At 48.5% G+C, this 16,327-nt stretch carries 14 protein-coding genes; 8 read left to right on the top strand and 6 right to left on the bottom strand.

Going from position 1 to position 16,327, the window contains the following annotated elements; all coding sequences use genetic code 11:
* The first annotated feature begins 27 nt into the window (after nucleotides 1–27).
* Nucleotides 28–1,245: an NO-inducible flavohemoprotein gene (gene hmpA, locus HPY31_RS19595; protein ID WP_172142085.1), complete on the top strand. Its 1,218-nt coding sequence runs from the start codon at nucleotides 28–30 to the stop codon at nucleotides 1,243–1,245.
* 25 nt (nucleotides 1,246–1,270) lie between these two features.
* Here hmpA and HPY31_RS19590 read toward each other — a convergent pair whose 3' ends face one another.
* The gene (locus tag HPY31_RS19590; RefSeq protein ID WP_172142084.1) at nucleotides 1,271–1,780 is read right to left on the bottom strand and encodes a Crp/Fnr family transcriptional regulator; all 510 of its coding nucleotides are present in this window, start codon (nucleotides 1,778–1,780) and stop codon (nucleotides 1,271–1,273) included.
* A 166-nt stretch (nucleotides 1,781–1,946) separates the two neighbouring features.
* Between HPY31_RS19590 and HPY31_RS19585 the strand changes: the two genes are divergently transcribed.
* From HPY31_RS19585 to HPY31_RS19555, 7 genes are all read left to right on the top strand, one after another.
* Nucleotides 1,947–2,888: an MBL fold metallo-hydrolase gene (locus HPY31_RS19585; RefSeq protein WP_172142083.1), complete on the top strand. Its 942-nt coding sequence runs from the start codon at nucleotides 1,947–1,949 to the stop codon at nucleotides 2,886–2,888.
* Between the two features lie 125 nt (nucleotides 2,889–3,013).
* Nucleotides 3,014–4,804, top strand: a complete 1,791-nt coding sequence (locus tag HPY31_RS19580) for a M3 family oligoendopeptidase (RefSeq protein ID WP_172142082.1) — start codon at nucleotides 3,014–3,016, stop codon at nucleotides 4,802–4,804.
* Between the two features lie 182 nt (nucleotides 4,805–4,986).
* Nucleotides 4,987–5,949, top strand: a complete 963-nt coding sequence (locus HPY31_RS19575; RefSeq protein WP_172142081.1) for a metal-dependent hydrolase — start codon at nucleotides 4,987–4,989, stop codon at nucleotides 5,947–5,949.
* A 408-nt stretch (nucleotides 5,950–6,357) separates the two neighbouring features.
* A complete protein-coding gene (locus HPY31_RS19570) occupies nucleotides 6,358–7,278 on the top strand; it encodes an ArsR/SmtB family transcription factor (protein ID WP_172142080.1) in 921 nt (306 codons plus the stop codon).
* Nucleotides 7,279–7,329: 51 nt separating this feature from the next.
* Nucleotides 7,330–8,568 carry an MDR family MFS transporter gene (locus HPY31_RS19565; RefSeq protein WP_172142079.1) on the top strand — a complete coding sequence of 413 codons (1,239 nt, stop codon included), beginning with the start codon at nucleotides 7,330–7,332 and terminating at the stop codon, nucleotides 8,566–8,568.
* Nucleotides 8,569–8,940: 372 nt separating this feature from the next.
* Nucleotides 8,941–10,113 carry a bis-aminopropyl spermidine synthase family protein gene (locus tag HPY31_RS19560; protein ID WP_172142078.1) on the top strand — a complete coding sequence of 391 codons (1,173 nt, stop codon included), beginning with the start codon at nucleotides 8,941–8,943 and terminating at the stop codon, nucleotides 10,111–10,113.
* 53 nt (nucleotides 10,114–10,166) lie between these two features.
* Complete coding sequence (locus HPY31_RS19555) at nucleotides 10,167–10,505, top strand: DoxX family protein (protein WP_172142077.1); 339 nt, start codon at nucleotides 10,167–10,169, stop codon at nucleotides 10,503–10,505.
* 47 nt (nucleotides 10,506–10,552) lie between these two features.
* Here HPY31_RS19555 and helD read toward each other — a convergent pair whose 3' ends face one another.
* From helD to HPY31_RS19530, 5 genes are all read right to left on the bottom strand, one after another.
* Nucleotides 10,553–12,913, bottom strand: coding sequence for an RNA polymerase recycling motor HelD (helD, locus tag HPY31_RS19550; protein WP_172142076.1), 2,361 nt, complete (start codon nucleotides 12,911–12,913; stop codon nucleotides 10,553–10,555).
* A gap of 253 nt (nucleotides 12,914–13,166) precedes the next feature.
* Entirely contained in the window at nucleotides 13,167–13,790 is a 624-nt protein-coding gene (locus tag HPY31_RS19545) for a DUF6143 family protein (RefSeq protein ID WP_172142075.1), read from the bottom strand.
* A 120-nt stretch (nucleotides 13,791–13,910) separates the two neighbouring features.
* Entirely contained in the window at nucleotides 13,911–14,546 is a 636-nt protein-coding gene (locus HPY31_RS19540) for a hypothetical protein (protein WP_172142074.1), read from the bottom strand.
* A 12-nt stretch (nucleotides 14,547–14,558) separates the two neighbouring features.
* Nucleotides 14,559–15,689: a DUF4179 domain-containing protein gene (locus HPY31_RS19535; RefSeq protein ID WP_172142073.1), complete on the bottom strand. Its 1,131-nt coding sequence runs from the start codon at nucleotides 15,687–15,689 to the stop codon at nucleotides 14,559–14,561.
* Nucleotides 15,658–16,227: an RNA polymerase sigma factor gene (locus tag HPY31_RS19530; protein ID WP_172142072.1), complete on the bottom strand. Its 570-nt coding sequence runs from the start codon at nucleotides 16,225–16,227 to the stop codon at nucleotides 15,658–15,660. Before HPY31_RS19530 ends, HPY31_RS19535 begins: the two co-directional genes overlap by 32 nt.
* Nucleotides 16,228–16,327: the final 100 nt, after the last annotated feature.

Genomic DNA, 16,327 nt, shown 5'->3' with positions numbered 1-16,327 from the left:
AACGAAGCACTTCAAGGAGGTTCTACGATGTTAAGTCAAAAAACCATTGAAATCATAAAATCAACCGTTCCTGTGCTAGAGGTACACGGAACTGCCATTACAAAACGTTTTTATCAAATGATGTTTGCTAAGCACCCTGAGCTACTCAATATTTTCAACCACGCCAATCAAAAGCAGGGAAGACAGCAAACAGCTCTGGCAAATGCGGTGTATGCTGCGGCTTTATATATTGATAAGCTGGAAACGATTTTGCCTGTTGTGAAGCAAATTGGACACAAGCACCGCAGTTTGGGAGTGAAGGCCGAACACTACCCGATCGTCGGGGAAAATCTGCTAGCTGCGATCAAAGACGTACTTGGGGATGCGGCTACGGACGAGATTTTACAGGCGTGGGCGGAAGCGTATGGAGTCATTGCGGATGCCTTCATCGGTGTAGAACACGAAATGTATGAAGAGGCGAGCGGACAGCCTGGAGGATGGGTTGATTTCAGAGAGTTTATCGTCCAACGCAAGGTGAAGGAAAGCGACGTAATTACTTCCTTCTATTTGGTTCCGGCGGATGGTCAACCGATCTCCAGCTATGAATCAGGACAGTATGTCAGCATCAAGGTAGAATTACCGGGCGAGGAATTTACGCATATTCGCCAGTACAGTCTCTCTGATGCACCTGGGAATGCGTACTACCGCATTTCTGTCAAACGCGAGGACGCGATGCAGGATAAGCCAGCAGGAAAAGTATCCGTTTATTTGTCAGAGGAAGTGAAGGAAGGAGATAGTCTGCAGTTGTCTGCTCCGGCTGGAGATTTTATCTTGCAGCAAGAGGATAGCCGTCCGGTTGTGCTTCTCAGTGGTGGTGTAGGATTGACCCCAATGATCAGCATGCTGAACACACTGATCAAATCGGGAACAGACCGTCCGATCACCTTCATTCACGCAGCCAAAAACGGGAATGTGCATGCCATGAAGCAAGCAGTAGAGGAGTTGGCCGCAAAACATCCGCAGCTTTCTGTTCACTGGTGCTATACACAGCCGACCGAACAGGATCGATTGAACGGTGCTTTCCAGAAAGAAGGATATATCGACTTGCCGTGGCTGCAAAAGGTCATCGATACAAAAGAGGCGAGCTACTATTTCTGTGGTCCAATTCCATTCATGAAAACAATCAACGGTGCTCTGTTGGAATGGGGAGTGCCAGCAAAAGACATTCATTTTGAGTTTTTTGGTCCGGCAGCGACCTTGGCATAAAGGCAACCACGAAAAAAGCGTATGCTTACTCGCGATTCGCAGCTTGAGCGCGCAGCAGTCGATTTACCGTCTCGCGGCGAAGTCCGATGAGTTGACCGATTTCATCCTGAGTCAGCAACTCCGAAAGCGAGGCGACAGGAATGAATGTCTGAAACCAAAGCTGGAGCTTGCGAAGCTTTTCAGCAGGAGAGACTTCGGTCAGTTGGTCGATACGCTGCTGCATCATCCGCAGCTTCCCTTGCAGCTGTAGTGCGATATCACGACACTTTTCAGGATGGTCATCCAGATGGCGATACCAATCCAGGGCAGACAGTACTTCGATCTCACAGGTCACGAGAGCGATTGCTGTCCCGTAATAGGGATTCGGGCTCATCAATGAATGATGTGGAATGATCTCATCTGGCACGATGATGTTGACCAGCGTCAATGCTCCGTCTGCATGTACCCGAACGATTTTTAACAGACCGCTCTTCAGATGATAGAGCGGTCCTGTTTCTCCTTGTCGAAACAAGACTTCCCCCTTGTGCAGGATCATGGGTTTCTCCTCGATTCTCTACGTTTTTCTCTAGCAATTATAGCAAGCCCGGCAGGAGGAAGTAAGCAAGCGTAAAAAGCAATTTGCCGCTTTTTTAGGCTTGCTACAGCAATAATGCCATTTGCTATAATGGGGGAAATCACTGCTGGATAAAGGGAGTTGTCTAATGCTCAATTTTTTTACATGGGTAGGCTCCATAGTGGGGGTACTCACACTCGGATTGATTGGCTATGTGGCTTACCGCTACTGGTACCATATGGGACAGCTTCCGAAGCCGGAGTTTCGTCATCTGGACACGAAAAAACCAATACCTGCCGACTGGAGTCACGATGAGGTTACATTTACATGGATCGGCCACTCGACGATTCTGTTGAATATGTTTGGTACGAAAATACTGACGGATCCGGTTTTGGGTGAGAAGCTGGGGATTAAGCTAGCAGGTGTCCATTTTGGTCCCAAGCGCTTTACACCTCCTGCCCTCGACTTTTCTGAACTTGGCGAGGTAGATATCATTTTGCTATCGCATGCCCATTTGGATCATGTCGATCTACCAACCTTGCAGAAAATAGCGAATCGATCCACACATGTCATTACAGCGCACCAGACGAGCAAGCTGTTCAAGCATATGCCATTTGGTTCGTATGAGGAAATGCAGCCAGGTGAAGCCGTTACAACCAAAGAAGGACTGACGATTACGGCGATTCCTGTCCGACATTGGGGCAACCGTTTTCCATGGAATCATGAGTATGGCTACAATGGCTATATGATTGAGAAAAATGGTGTGTGCATCCTCTATCCCGGCGATACCGCTTATATCTCCATGGAAAATTTGCCGAAGCAATTCGGGCCGATCGATCTGGTATTCATGCCGATTGGCGCCTACAAGCCAGACTCGTATCAGGCAGCGCATTGTACGCCAGAGCAAGCATGGCAAATGTTCAAGGAGACCAGAGCCAAGTGGCTGGTGCCTATTCATTGGAATACGTTTGTGCTCTCGCGTGAGCCAGTTGATGAGCCGTTTGAGCGTCTGTTGGCAGCAGCGGGGGACGAGAGGGACAGGATCGTTGTTGAAAAACAAGGGGAGACGTTTTCGATCCCTGTTCAATAGGTGTGAAAAGCTGGCGACTGCTTACATGGCAGTCGCTTTTCTAACGATATGAATAAATGGGGAGGGAATAGCTACCTTATTATAGAAATATTTTTATCGAAGGAGTTTTTTGAGGAGGGGTACATATGACAAAAGCATTGCCGCAACGCTGGGATATGGATGTGATTTTTCCTGGTGGCAGTGAATCAGAGGATTTTCGGGCGTTTTTAGTGAAAGTGGAAGGGGATATTGCTAACCTGAAGGCGCGTTTCGAGCAATCTGGCGCTGGTTTGCATGAAACATCCGCTTTCAAAGAGGTTGTCGCTCAAGTTCAAAGCATTGCCGTGCGAGTGAGACAAGCAGGTGCATTCATTTCCTGCCTGACTGCTCAAAATGTAAAGGATGAGCCTGCCAAGCTGATGGGTGGACGTGTAAAGAGCATCTCGGCTGCGTTTGGTGCAGTATTGACGCGATGGGAAGAACAACTGCTGGCTATCGACGAGGCTGCATGGGAGAATTTGTTGGCAGATGAAGAATTGCAATCGCTTGCTTTTGTGCTGAATGAGCGCCGTCGCCGTGCACAGGAAAAGCTGTCCCCTGAACAAGAAGTGCTGGCAAACGATTTGGCTGTAGACGGCTATCATGCTTGGCAAGACTTGTACAATGCGGTTGTGGGACGTATGAGCATTGAGGTTGAGGTCAATGGGGAGAAGAAGCAGCTGTCCGTGGGGCAAGCTTCTAACCTGATGAGTAGTCCTGACCGTGCTGTGCGTTCCCATGTTTTTGAAAAGTGGAATGAAGCTTGGGGCAAGGAAACGGAGCTGTGCGCACAAGCGCTGAATCACTTGGGTGGTTTCCGACTCTCTCTGTACCGTCATCGCGGCTGGGATTCCGTCCTGCGTGAACCACTGGATATCGGACGAATGCAGGAAAAGACACTCGACGCGATGTGGCAGGCCATCGACAATCGCAAGGATCGTCTGGTTGCCTACTTGGAGCGCAAGGCAAAGCTACTTGGTGTAGACAAGCTGAGCTGGTACGATGTAGGAGCTCCAGTCGGGAATGTACATAAAGAAGTGTCCTACGATGAAGCAGCTGCCCTGATCGTTGAGCACTTCAACCGCTTCAATCCGAGCATGGCTGAGTTTGCGCAAAAGGCATTCGATGAGGGCTGGATTGAGGCAGAGGATCGTCCTGGCAAGCGCCCAGGCGGATTCTGCACGAGCTTCCCAGTCAGCAAGCAGTCGCGTGTGTTCATGACGTATGCGGGAAGCGCAAGTAATGTATCCACACTGGCACATGAGCTGGGGCATGCGTATCATCAGCAAGTCATGTGGGATTTGCCAGCCCTTAACCAAAACTACGCGATGAACGTGGCGGAAACAGCATCGACCTTCGCAGAGATGATCCTCGCTGACGCTGCTGTGAAAAATGCAGCCAATGACGATGAAAAACTGGTGCTCTTGGAAGATAAGCTGCAATCCATCGTCGCGTTTTTCATGAACATCCACGCTCGCTTTATTTTCGAGAAAAACTTCTATGAGAAGCGTAAAGAAGGTCTCGTTAGCGCGGCTGATCTCGACCGAATCATGGAAGACGCGCAAAAGCAAGCGTACAACGGCGCTTTGGCAGATTACGAGCCGCATTTCTGGGCATCCAAGCTGCATTTCTATATCACGTCGTACCCGTTCTACAACTTCCCGTACACATTCGGGTACTTGTTCAGCATGAGTGTCTATGCGCGTGCGCTTGAAGAAGGGGAAAGCTTCGCGCCGAAATACGATGCACTGCTCCAAGATACAGGCCGCCTGATGGTGGAAGACTTGGCGAAGAAGCATCTCGGTGAGGATATGACGACAGTTGAGTTCTGGCAAAAAGCTGTTGACCTGGCTGTGGCAGACATCGACGAATTCCTGCGCCTGACAGAAGAAGCATAAATGTACGAATAAATTAGTTCCAAGCAGTCTGTCACTATTCTGACAGGCTGCTTTTTTTCGTTGAGAGATTGTTAACATTGCAGAAGAAATCTTCGGATAACATTTACCTGCGGTTTATAGAATCCTCGCTATTTTTTCGTACAGTAAAAGAGAAGGGAGTACTTGTAAAGGGAGGCATCGTAATGGACACTGGCAGTCATCTTTTGTTGGGTGTCACACTGGCGGGGTTAGCTCATATCACGCCGGGAGTGGCGAATGATCCGGCGCTTGCACAGGCGCTGATGATCGCAACGGTAGTGGGTTCTCATGCCCCGGATTTCGACACTGTGGCCAGACTTCGCGGTATTTCTTTTTACATTCGCTTTCATCGAGGAATTACGCATTCGATTCCCGCCTTGTTTCTGTGGCCCCTCATCATCAGTCTTTCTCTTGCCTGGGGGTTTGGTCTCATGGGGCAGTTCGGCATTTTGTACGGTTGGACGCTGTTAGCTGTTATGCTGCATGTTTTTCTCGATATGCTAAACGCCTATGGAGTCCAATGTATACGTCCGATTAGCAAGCGTTGGGTGCATTTGGATGTGCTCGCGATTTTTGAGCCACTGGTATTCGCCATTCATCTGACAGCGGCGATCTGGTGGATCGCTTTTAGAGGAGATCCTACAGTGTTATTTCCGGTGGCATATGCCATGACGCTCGTGTATATTGGCGTGCGGGCTTGGCAGCATCACCGTAACGTCAAACGGGTAGTTATGGCATTGGAAACAAGGGGCATATCCCATGTGTTCCCGAGCATACATCCATTTCACTGGAGATTCGTCGTTGAGACGGAGGAGCTGTTTTACACAGGGAGAATCGAGTATGCGCGTGTAATACTGGAGGATGTATATCCGAAGCAACAGCGTGATGCGATTATCCAGGCTACTGTCGGTGTGGATGGCGTTCGTGCTTTTCTCGGATTTGCTCAACGAATCCACGTCACGTGGAAGGAGATAGCCGACGGTTATGAAGTCACGTGGAGCGACGTGCGCTTTTGGTACAACCGCAAGCTGCCATTTGGTGTAGATGTTGTCTTGGATCGTGATTTAAACGTCGTTGATCATCGGTTGGGTTGGCGAAAAAAAGCGTGGGACCCACCGTTTGTATAAGGGAAGCTAGTATAGGTAAGCCTCGTCAGTTTGGTGAAGCTGGGGGCTTACTTTTTTTGCGTTTTTTTGCCAAAGGTTTAAGTGGTATCGATAAACCAACAAAGCCTGGTAAGAAGAAAAAGCACAGGGCTCGTAGACCTTGACAACGCCTCCCCAGTTGGAACTTTCAAAAGGGGACCACGCTTGTCGAACACTTCTTCCTTGAGATACATCCGCCCGTAGGGTGGCTTTGGCTCGACGGTCCCCTTTTGAAAGTGGAGACGGACAGTTGAATCCCCCTGCTGGCGTGTCAGAGTCGAAGAGCACTGTGCTTTTTCTTCTCCTCCACTATGTTGACCCCAAATGGAACTATGCAAAATCCACCAAGAATGATACACTGAAAAAAACTAAATGTTCGATGGTGATAGAATGAATGAATTATATTCGATCAGAGTAGAATGGTCTCCTGCGTATGAATGTATCATTAGCCTCTACACTTACATTTACGAGAAAGACCGCAAGCATAGTTTGCTTGGTACAGCTTGGTTAGAGGAGACAAAACAAAAGCTCCCGACGTCTTTTGCAGATGAACTCGCAGACGAACGTTGGGAGGTACTCCACCGCTTGGTACTGCTAGTAGCGCAATCGCCCCAGACCAAATCCGTTGAAGAATTTCTAGGGTGGCTGGAAAGCATCCCTCCCGGTGAAATTTATGAGCGCCTTGCGCCGTGGGTGGAGACAATCCCGCTGAACCTGGGAGAAATCCGTGATCGCAGCCTATCCTTGCTTACCCGGTGGAATGAGCATTATTTTTCGAAGATGGACCCACGCATTTTGGAGAGCCTGCAACGGAGCGCCGATGAGCTGACGGCTCGCGCCAAAGAAACGCCTCCAATCGATTTGGTCGATCATGTTACAAACGGTATCTGGATTGAGCCGATGGCAGATTTGCGAGAGGTTGTACTGATCCCGCAATATCACTGTGCCCATTCTTCTGTTCTCGACTTTTATCGGGGGCTTGCCACTTGCATGTACCCTGTCAAAGATGCGGCAACGACCAAACCACAGCCACTCTTGGAGCTGTTGCCTATCACACAGTGTCTGGCAGATGAGAAGCGCCTGCAAATTTTGCGCTGTCTGGCAAAAAAGACGTGCACCCTTGGTGAGTTACAAAAGCAAGTATCCTTGGCAAAAAGCACCGTTCATCATCATGTAACGGCGTTGCGCAGAGCGGGGCTGATTCGTGCTCACTACACAGGAAGTACGACGATTTCCTACTACAGTCTGCGAGAAGCCTTCGTCGAGCGTCTCCCGGTCTTGCTTCGTTCTTTCTTCCATGCATCAGAGTGATTTTGCTTACGGAAATAGCATGATTTTGTTAAGAGGGTAGGTTGAATCAGTATGAGCAAAATGAGGCAAGTGTGGGAGGCGTATCATCCGATTGTTCATCTGTTGATGGCAGGGACGGTGTTCGTTCAGCTCACCCAATCGATGAGTATCCCTTTTCTGGCGATCTATCTCGGTGAAACGACGAAGCTCTCATACGCCTATATTGGGCTGATTATCGGAGCGGGTCCTTTGGCTGGAACAGTAGGGGGATTTGTTGGCGGGGTTCTCTCAGATTTGTTTGGCAGACAAAAGCTGATGTTTTTTTCCTTGCTTGCTATGGCGTGCTCGATGATCGGCTTCATTACAGTGGCACATCCGATTGGTTTACTGGTAATCAGTATGGTTATGGGATTCGCGGCTTCGATTTTTGCGACGGTTTCAAAAGCGTTGATGGGCGATTTGACGCCCGAGCATAAACGTTTTCGTGTGTTCTCGAATCGCTATCTTGCGAGCAATCTTGGCTTCGCGATTGGTCCTATGCTCGGTGCCTTTTTGGGGATTTCCGGCAGCAATCTGGCGTTTATACTGACTGCGGTATCCTTGATGAGCTTTGCCGTCATTTTAGTAGTGGCATGTCGGAAATGCGGCGTCACCGATAACCGTGGGGAGAACGGAGCGGTGGAGAGAGCCAGTTTGGGTGAGATCTGGCAAGTGCTCAGAAAGGATGTCGTCCTTCTTACCTTTGTCACAGGCGGAATCCTGTTAGTGACGGTGTACGGTCAGATGTCTGTTACGCTCTCCCAATACTTGCGCGAAAACTTTTCGGAGGGTGTCGCCTTGTTTGGAACCTTGATGAGCGTCAACGGATTTACCGTCTTGCTTTTGCAAATTCCAGTAACGAGGCTGGTTGAGCGGTACTCCTTGTTTGCGAGGATAGCAGGCGGTGCTGTATTGATGGCCATAGGAGAAGTTGGTTTTGCTTTTTCGTCAAATTGGGCTTGGTTTATGACAGCGATGATCGTTTTTACGCTCGGGGAAATCTTGATCATACCAGCGGAGTATGCGCAAATCGACGAGATCAGTCCCGCGAATATGAGAGGGACTTACTATGGGGCACAAAGCGCAACGATGCTCGGGAGCTTCCTTGGACCATGGGCAGGTGGTATGGTGCTCACCGCATATGGTGGCCCCGTGATGTTTGGGGTCATGGCAGTATTGGCGCTGGTCAGCTTGATCTTTTATTGGCTTGGACGCAGATTGCATGAACAGCGGAAGCAGCCTAGAAATGCGATTGTAGAGACTGCCATGTAGCTTCTTGCCGATTGATTGCGATTGCCGTATAATGGAAAGTATCTTTTTCAAAAGGGGACGTTTTGATGTCGGTGTGTGTTCTTAACTAAGCAACTGGATAGGGTACTCCCATTGTTTTTGGCAAAAACCTCATGTCATATGAGTTTATTTGCTATGGAACAGAGGAGGCCTTGATTAGTTAAGAACTTACGGTCATCCATCTACCCATTTGCTCGACTACGGGAACCGTGCTCTTACGCACGGTTTTTTTGCGTGACTATCCACGCGCACGTAGCGAACGTATGCCCTCAAGGCGGAGATGAACGAATGTTCATGCTCTGCCTTTTTTGCGTGCATCGATGGGTCCATCCCTTTTGAAAAGAGGTACTCCACATGAAAAATTATATCGAAGACACTTATAAACAAGTGCGTTTACAAGAAGGTCAACAAGTGATCGAACAGTTTCTGCTCGCTTGCTATTTTCATCCGGGTTTGCCTACGAAAGAGCTGGCAAGAAAAGTACTCTTGCCTGTACCGGTGGCGACTGCCGTCAAAAAAGAGCTGATCAAGGCAGGTGCCATACAGCAAGGAAGCGGGGTGAGATGCACCGCAGAGGGGGAAGCGTTCGTTGAGCAAAAGCTAGGGTATGGTGGGCTGGATCGAGGGCTGTACGAAAAGCTGATGAGAGACGACGAAGCTTGGAAAACCGAGCTGGCTGACTTGCAAGCGGAGATGGAGATGATTTTTGCTGGGCGTCCGCAAGTCGATGTACAGATCGATCAGTCCAAATGCACAGTCGAGACGAGTCTGCGCAGGGCAATCTTATGCTTGCGGCATCAGAGCTTGGTGGGCAAAAAAATATTATGTGTCGGGGATGATGATTTGGTCAGCATCTCGCTGGGACTTTTGCTCAAGCGCTTGTTTCCAGGGAATCAACAACGTCCAGAGCAAATTGACGTAGTCGATATCGATGAACGTTTTCTTCAGTACATTACGGATGTGTCCAAGCAAAAAGCATTGACCGTTGCCTGCCATCAGGCTGATTTGCGGCAGCCGCTGCCGAAGAAGCTACAGGGTGGCTACGATTGCTTTTTTACTGATCCACCTTACACGCTGCAAGGAATGGCGCTGTTTTTATCCCGCGGAATCAGTGGGCTGCAAAAGCAAAAAGGACTGTCCATCTTCCTTTCCTTTGCGCATAAATCACCTGATTTTACGCTAAATATGCAACGGGAGTTCGTGCTGGCAGGCTTGACCGTACGAGAGGTGCTCAGTCATTTCAATGAATACGAAGCGGCGCAAATGATTGGAAACAAGGGACAGATGATCGTGCTTACCACAACAGAGCTGACGACTCCGACAATCAAGCATCCATTTCTGGAGTCGTTGTACACAGGCGAAGAGACTCCTTCCAAGCGTGAGTATCAATGCAAGCGTTGCAAAAGATCAATCCAGGTAGGTGCACAGGCAAAAATAGTGACGATCGAACAGTTGAAAAAACGCGGATGCCCTCGTTGCAAGCACCAAAGCTTTGAGCTGTTGTCCCGCCGAAGAGTACAAGACTGATTGTACGCAAGTAGGCATATGGTAGTGGTGGAGGGGAGGGAGAATAAGAGAAGATGGCTTACGAAAAGGCGTTTTCTTTATTACGGATCGCGACGGGAATCTTGTTTTTCATCCATGGCATAGCCAAACTGCAAAAAGGGATGGCTACTGTTGTGACGACGTTTGGTGATCTCGGTTTGCCGGGGTGGCTGGCGTATCTGGTGTTGATCGTAGAACTACTCGGCGGCCTCGCGCTGATCATTGGAGTTGGGGCGAGATATGCCGCATGGGGATTAGCTGCGATCATGGCAGGTGCGATTGTGACGGTAAAATGGGCGAAAGGCTTTGTGGGCGGTTATGAGATGGATTTGATCCTGTTGCTTGTCACAATTTGTGTGGGTCTAAAAAAGTGAAAAAAAGATCCGGCTGAACCAGTAAGCGGTCAGCTGGATCTCTTTTTTTAAATAAACAGCTCGTAATACTCAGGAGAGACGTTATCTATAAATGGACTTTTTTCACCCGAATAGTAAAGGTGCAGCTCATGCATGGCACGTGTACATGCCGTGTAAAATAGCTTGCGTTCACTTTCTTCGCCGTAGGATGTAGCGGAAGCATCATAAAGGATGACCGCATCGAACTCGACTCCTTTTGCCAAATAAGAGGGAATGATCAAGATTCCTTTCTCGAAGGAAAGAGTAGCGGGCTTGATCAAGCGAATCGGCAATCTTTCTTGCAAAGCGTCATGAACGATTTGAGCTTCCTCTAGCGTTTTTGTGATAACAGCGATCGTCTGATGACCACGATCAGTGAGCTCACGTATGCGTGCTTCGATTTGATCGGTATGAGCTTGAGGGGATGTCACCTTGGTTAGAGTTGGCAAGCGACCATCGCGCATAAAAGGCTCAATCATCTCCCCGTTTCGCAAAAGTTGCCGCGTAAACAAGACGATGGGATAGGTGGAGCGGTAGCTTTTGGTCAGGACGAAGGTCTCCGTCTCTTCAGGCTCAAACAGGGATGTGACAGCATCAAAGCTATTTTGGTGATACGCATGGGCGTAAATCGCTTGATTCCAGTCTCCCAGCACAGTCATTTTGGCACGGGGAAACAAGCTCTTGATGAGAGCGAACTGAAAGGGGGAGTAGTCTTGGGCTTCATCGAGGAAGACATGACGGACGAGGTTGTTCGTCTGCTTGCCCTCCAATCGTTCCTGCAAATACAAATAAGGAGGGATGTCTTCACATGCCAAATACTGTTGCTCTAAACGCTCTGCTGTTTGTTCGCACACTGCCGGCCACTTGTCTAATACATCGTGTTGGAGAGTGCTTGGCGCAAGCGTCCCGAGCAAGTCAGGTGATAAGAAGAGCTGGAGGTAAATAGCGCGAGTATCAATAAATTGAAGCTCCCGGATAAAATCGCGCAGAGGCTGAAACTGTTTTTTGACGATCCATGTGGCTAAGAGCTCCTGCTCGCGTTCGAAGTCATCGAAGGTATCCTCCCGAAACTGCTTTTTGCGGCGCAGCGATTGATAGGCAGCTACATACGAATCTCGGTCAAGCAGCTCCATTTCATCTTCTACCCATGGCTTTGATCGTTCGCGCTGTTCCATTTTTTTCAGCTCTGTCAGCAGTGATTTTGCAACGAGTACCATCCGATTGGGGATCGGCAGATTCGTATCGAGAGAATAAAACAGCTCATGGATGTGAGCCGCACTGATTAGTGTCTGGTCCCTAAATGTAACAGGGAGAAACATGATTCCAGCTTGTTTCAAGCTATTCGCGTATTCATCCATGGCCTGCAAAAACAAGGCGCTTGACTTGAAACGGATCCCTTCCAGCCGCGCCTCATATCCAGACTGATCACTTGCTGTCAGTACATACTCCATCTGTTCAAGCGGATTTTCCAGTTGGAATTCGTCACCGAGACGATGCTCCGCGTATTCCTGAAAAGTCGTTTGCTGCATATTTTCCTCGCCGAGCTCAGGAAGAACGGTCGAGACGTAGCTGTTAAACAAAGAGTTGGGCGAAAACAAGACGATTTGCTCTGCGGTCAATGTCTTGCGATAACGGTATAACAAATAAGCGATTCGTTGCAGGGCCGCAGACGTTTTCCCGCTGCCGGCAGCTCCAGAGACGATGACGAGTCGGCTTCGTTCATTGCGGATGATGCGGTTTTGATCCCGTTGGATCGTGGCCACGATGCTTTTCATCTGCGAGTCAGCCTGTTTGCCGAGTACCTCCTGAAGCAGCTCGTCGCCAATCGTCACGCCCGTATCGAACAGGTGCAGCAATTTGCCGTCGCGAATGATGTATTGTCTTTTGCACGTAATCTCTCCATTTACGCTACCACCTGGTGTATTGTACTCGGCTGGCCCCGGCGAGTAGTCATAATACAGACTGGAGATCGGAGCGCGCCAGTCGTAGACGAGAAACTCCTCGTCGTTTTTATCCAGCAAAGAAGCAATGCCAAGGTAGATGGCTTCTGGCTTCGATTCCAGCTCTTCTTGAAAATCAATCCTGCCAAAATAGGGAGAGTGCAACAAGCGCTGCAGCGTACGCAACTGATTTTGGGCATGGCGATGGATGCGTTCACGCTCGGACAGGACCTCCGCTTGCTGCTTGATACTGGCGTAAGTCTCGACAGCTTCAATGGCATCCTCGAAGTTGACTGTCACGTCGTCCCAAAAATGCTTGCGAATGCCGATGATATCCTCGCTCACGACATTCACATGCTCTTTAAGGTCATCTATTCGGTTCTTTATCTCTGAGATGACTTGTTCAACACGTTGTTGTTCGTTTTGCCGATCTTGATCAGTCACGCTCATGGTACCGCTCCTTTTTCGTTCCCCATTTTTGGCCTGAAGGTTTGACAATCGAAAGTGAATGTGGTACTATTATATTGGAGATAAAATAGTTACATATTATCAATTAACCAACAGACCAATTCTCATTTTATCACGTGAAAATTGGCTTTTCAACATGGTATAGGAAAAATACAAAGTAAAATGACAGGGAACTCCTTTGGGGGTTCCCTTTTTTGTTGTGGCTAGACTTGTCCGTCAAGTGTTCCAGTGAGAGCTACCCATATACGGGTTGTTCCCACCAGTCTATTGAAAAGGAAAAGGATGTCTTCTCACCAGTGTTTGGAACGCGAACAATGAGTGACATGCCAGGTCCGAGAATCCACTGTCCGCTAGGGGTCGCCTCAACGGTAGAGGATGCCGGAATGATTCGTGTGGCAGTATGAATGTGATCAGAAAAGGTATCCGTCATACCAGTGCCATGCAAAATTTGCCCTTGGGCGGCTGGACATGCGGGGAGTTGAACATAACCAGAAGTCACTTGACGGGAGAGAGTCGTACCTGTGATTGAGGAGGCTTTGCCAAACAAGAAATGTGCTTCTATCGGGTGCGGGGATGGATTGGTGATCATCCAGTGATGGACAAACAAATGAACACTGGAGCGTAAGGGATTCGACAAGGCAGCAATCCCAATAGCCCCATCGCCCACGGTTATTTTTTCCGACTGTCCCATGAAGTATTTGCATTGATCCGCCATCGACATCGCATACGGAATGTGAACACTCCGACTCAGCTGTTCCGTAGCAGAAGGAGTGGGAAACGGATAGTACCCCATCTGCATGTAGACATCTGGTATTCCGCCGAAAAAGTACGAGGGGCGAGTATAGGAGGGCTTTGTCATGATTTCCTCTCCTTGTGAGTGGGGTAACTGCTAACCCTACAGCATATGGCGATCGTCCATGGAGGGTGTCAGGAAGAAAAAACAGACACCATTGTAGCTGGTGTCTGAACGAGTTTTGGATTACTTTTTCTGGGGAGAAAGACGAACGCGATGGTATTGCTCCAGGCGGCCGTCTGAGTCAATGGTTAGTTCAATTTGCTCCTTCTCGGCTTTAAAAGTAATCCCGCCTAGCTCTCGTGTAAATCCGTTTGTATCTCCTGTTTCAATGAATTGGTTACTAACGGTTTTAAACTGCTTCGTATATTCGCTGCCAAGTATTTGGTTCATAAGCTCTTGACCACGTTTTAGGTAGAAATCCTTATGGCGGGACGCTACTTTCGCTACGGGAAAGGGACCACCGTGATAGTACAGCAAAATGCCCGTCGTACTGTCGAATTGCATTTCGGAAAAACGTTTCCCTCTATCCGATGCATTCCCTGTTTCGTTTAGGGTAATCGTCCATACTCCCCGAATGTCTCCTGATATAGACATGGGAGACTTATGCACCCCCATGATTTTCCACGTTTTCAGCGAGGGCTCAACTTCAAGCAGCTTTTGAAAACTCGCTTCTACGAGAGCAGGTATTGATTCCTGCTTACTTGCATCACGTGGCTGCGCGGTGGGAGTATGCCCCGAACTTGCAGTCGCGACTCCTGTCAAACCGATAATAGCTGCCAACAATAAACTGCCGATTGCTTGAAAAGGTTGTATTTTCATGGTCGATCTCCTTTACTGTAACGAAATTTTTACTGCTTTATCCGGTTCTGCTTCTCCGCTCATATGCGGGATTAATTGGATGTACGCGGGTTTTTCCTTGAAGGAAACGATAAATTTTCGCGAAATCCCATTCTCGTCGTAATTCGTACTTTCCTCCTCAATACGAATTTCCTTTCCGCTTGGATCGAGGAGAGTGTACGACGGCTCATACAGCTTGTCGTCAGGCGGAATTTCTTTTAGTACAACCGTTGTGGATACCGGCGTGAGTGTAACCTCTTTGACTTGAAATGCAAAATTACTACGCAAGGTTTGGCTGATGTTAGGCGTGAGGGTCTTGCTGTCAATCTTCGCAAACTGCTTCACAACAGGAAGTTTCAGGTTCCATGTGTTTTGTGTATTTTGATAGTCATATAACTGTGCTTGCATCGTAAACTGATCGGGCCAATTGCCATTGAGGGTAATGGTAGTAACACCTGCGAACAAATAATCCTCCATCTGTTTGACCTCATTGCTCCAGCCAGCTCCGGTGTTATCGATGGGCTCAGCCAAGGTAAAATCCTTTAGCACGATTCTTTCTGCGATTTCCTGGGCGGCTGCTTTTTCGGTCGTTTCGGGCATCTGAATCAAATAGCCAATTCCCAATTGTATCCCATCGTAAAATACTTCGTTGACTGTTATCGTAATGCCATTGACAACTGCGCTTTGGTTGACTGCGGTAATTAGCCCTTTTTCGTTGGCGATTTGTAGAGTATCTTCTTGAAACAGTTCAAAGACAGAGCTGATGACCGGTACATGCTTCAGCTTTTCTGCCCATGTGGGTGAGGAAAATCCGAGCGCCAGGAGGGTGAAAAGCAGGAAGGACGCAACGCTAGCAGAGGCCATGAAAATCTTTTTCATGCGGATACGGGAACCGGATGACTGCTCTTGTGGCATGGTTCTGAATAAATTGCTTTTCATCCGTGCTACGGTTTCTTCGTCAGGGGTGTGTATTCCGTTTTCTCGTTCAAGCTGTTTGACGATGTCAATAAGCTCAGATGCGTCATAAGCCAGAGCCCCGTTGCGCAACTCCGAGTGAGGCGCCCCCAGCCACTTGGCAAAGCTCTCGATTTGTTCAGAAACAATCTCGTCTGAATTGCGCTTCATAAGAATCCTCCGATCCTCGTAGATTTCCTTTTACCTTTTCTAAGGCGCGATACAGGCGATTTTTTACGGCACTTTCGCCCATTTGCATGATTTGTGCGATCTCGGCAAAGGTACATTCACCGAAAAATTTAAGCATGATAATTTCCCGTTCGATCTCATTGATTTGCTGCAGGGCAGAGGCTAAATCGAGTTGAGTGTCTGCTTGCTCTGCATAGCAGGGAGACGAATTGGCAGATAGAGAATCAAGCTCCCATTCTCTCGGGCGCCGCTTTTGCTTGCGTTGCTCGTCTAAGAGCGTGTACTTGGCAATCTGAAACAGCCAGGTGAAAAAAAGCGACTCTTCCCGAAAGCTGTCAAGCCGACTCATCGCTTTTAAGAAGGTCTGCTGTGTCAGATCCTCGGCTAGCAATTTCCCCACTTTGAATGAAAAATAACGGTAAATTCGCTTTACATAATGATCATAAATAGGAGCAAAGTCCTCTCGATTTTCTTTGGCACGCGAAATCCAGTACTTCTCATCAAAAGGTGTGGATTCCATTTTCTCCCTCCCCTCTTCAACAGAATTAGACGCCAAGCATTAGAGAATCGACACAACCCGCTTTCGATTTTTTGCATAGAAAAAAGGCTGGGAGCAAGAT

The sequence above is a fragment of the Brevibacillus sp. HB1.3 genome, assembly GCF_013186635.1.
Lineage (GTDB): Bacteria > Bacillota > Bacilli > Brevibacillales > Brevibacillaceae > Brevibacillus > Brevibacillus brevis_D.
This window is presented reverse-complemented; position numbering and strand designations above follow the sequence as displayed.

What these genes read in the sequence shown, in the direction of transcription:
- HPY31_RS19535 (WP_172142073.1), bottom strand. Translation starts at nt 15,689, where the DNA reads ATGAAGCGCAATTCAGACGAGATTGTTTCTGAACAAATCGAGAGCTTT.
- HPY31_RS19540 (WP_172142074.1), bottom strand. Translation starts at nt 14,546, where the DNA reads ATGAAAATACAACCTTTTCAAGCAATCGGCAGTTTATTGTTGGCAGCT.
- HPY31_RS19545 (WP_172142075.1), bottom strand. Translation starts at nt 13,790, where the DNA reads ATGACAAAGCCCTCCTATACTCGCCCCTCGTACTTTTTCGGCGGAATA.
- helD (WP_172142076.1), bottom strand. Translation starts at nt 12,913, where the DNA reads ATGAGCGTGACTGATCAAGATCGGCAAAACGAACAACAACGTGTTGAA.
- HPY31_RS19530 (WP_172142072.1), bottom strand. Translation starts at nt 16,227, where the DNA reads ATGGAATCCACACCTTTTGATGAGAAGTACTGGATTTCGCGTGCCAAA.
- HPY31_RS19575 (WP_172142081.1), top strand. Translation starts at nt 4,987, where the DNA reads ATGGACACTGGCAGTCATCTTTTGTTGGGTGTCACACTGGCGGGGTTA.
- hmpA (WP_172142085.1), top strand. Translation starts at nt 28, where the DNA reads ATGTTAAGTCAAAAAACCATTGAAATCATAAAATCAACCGTTCCTGTG.
- HPY31_RS19565 (WP_172142079.1), top strand. Translation starts at nt 7,330, where the DNA reads ATGAGCAAAATGAGGCAAGTGTGGGAGGCGTATCATCCGATTGTTCAT.
- HPY31_RS19590 (WP_172142084.1), bottom strand. Translation starts at nt 1,780, where the DNA reads ATGATCCTGCACAAGGGGGAAGTCTTGTTTCGACAAGGAGAAACAGGA.
- HPY31_RS19580 (WP_172142082.1), top strand. Translation starts at nt 3,014, where the DNA reads ATGACAAAAGCATTGCCGCAACGCTGGGATATGGATGTGATTTTTCCT.
- HPY31_RS19585 (WP_172142083.1), top strand. Translation starts at nt 1,947, where the DNA reads ATGCTCAATTTTTTTACATGGGTAGGCTCCATAGTGGGGGTACTCACA.
- HPY31_RS19560 (WP_172142078.1), top strand. Translation starts at nt 8,941, where the DNA reads ATGAAAAATTATATCGAAGACACTTATAAACAAGTGCGTTTACAAGAA.
- HPY31_RS19570 (WP_172142080.1), top strand. Translation starts at nt 6,358, where the DNA reads ATGAATGAATTATATTCGATCAGAGTAGAATGGTCTCCTGCGTATGAA.
- HPY31_RS19555 (WP_172142077.1), top strand. Translation starts at nt 10,167, where the DNA reads ATGGCTTACGAAAAGGCGTTTTCTTTATTACGGATCGCGACGGGAATC.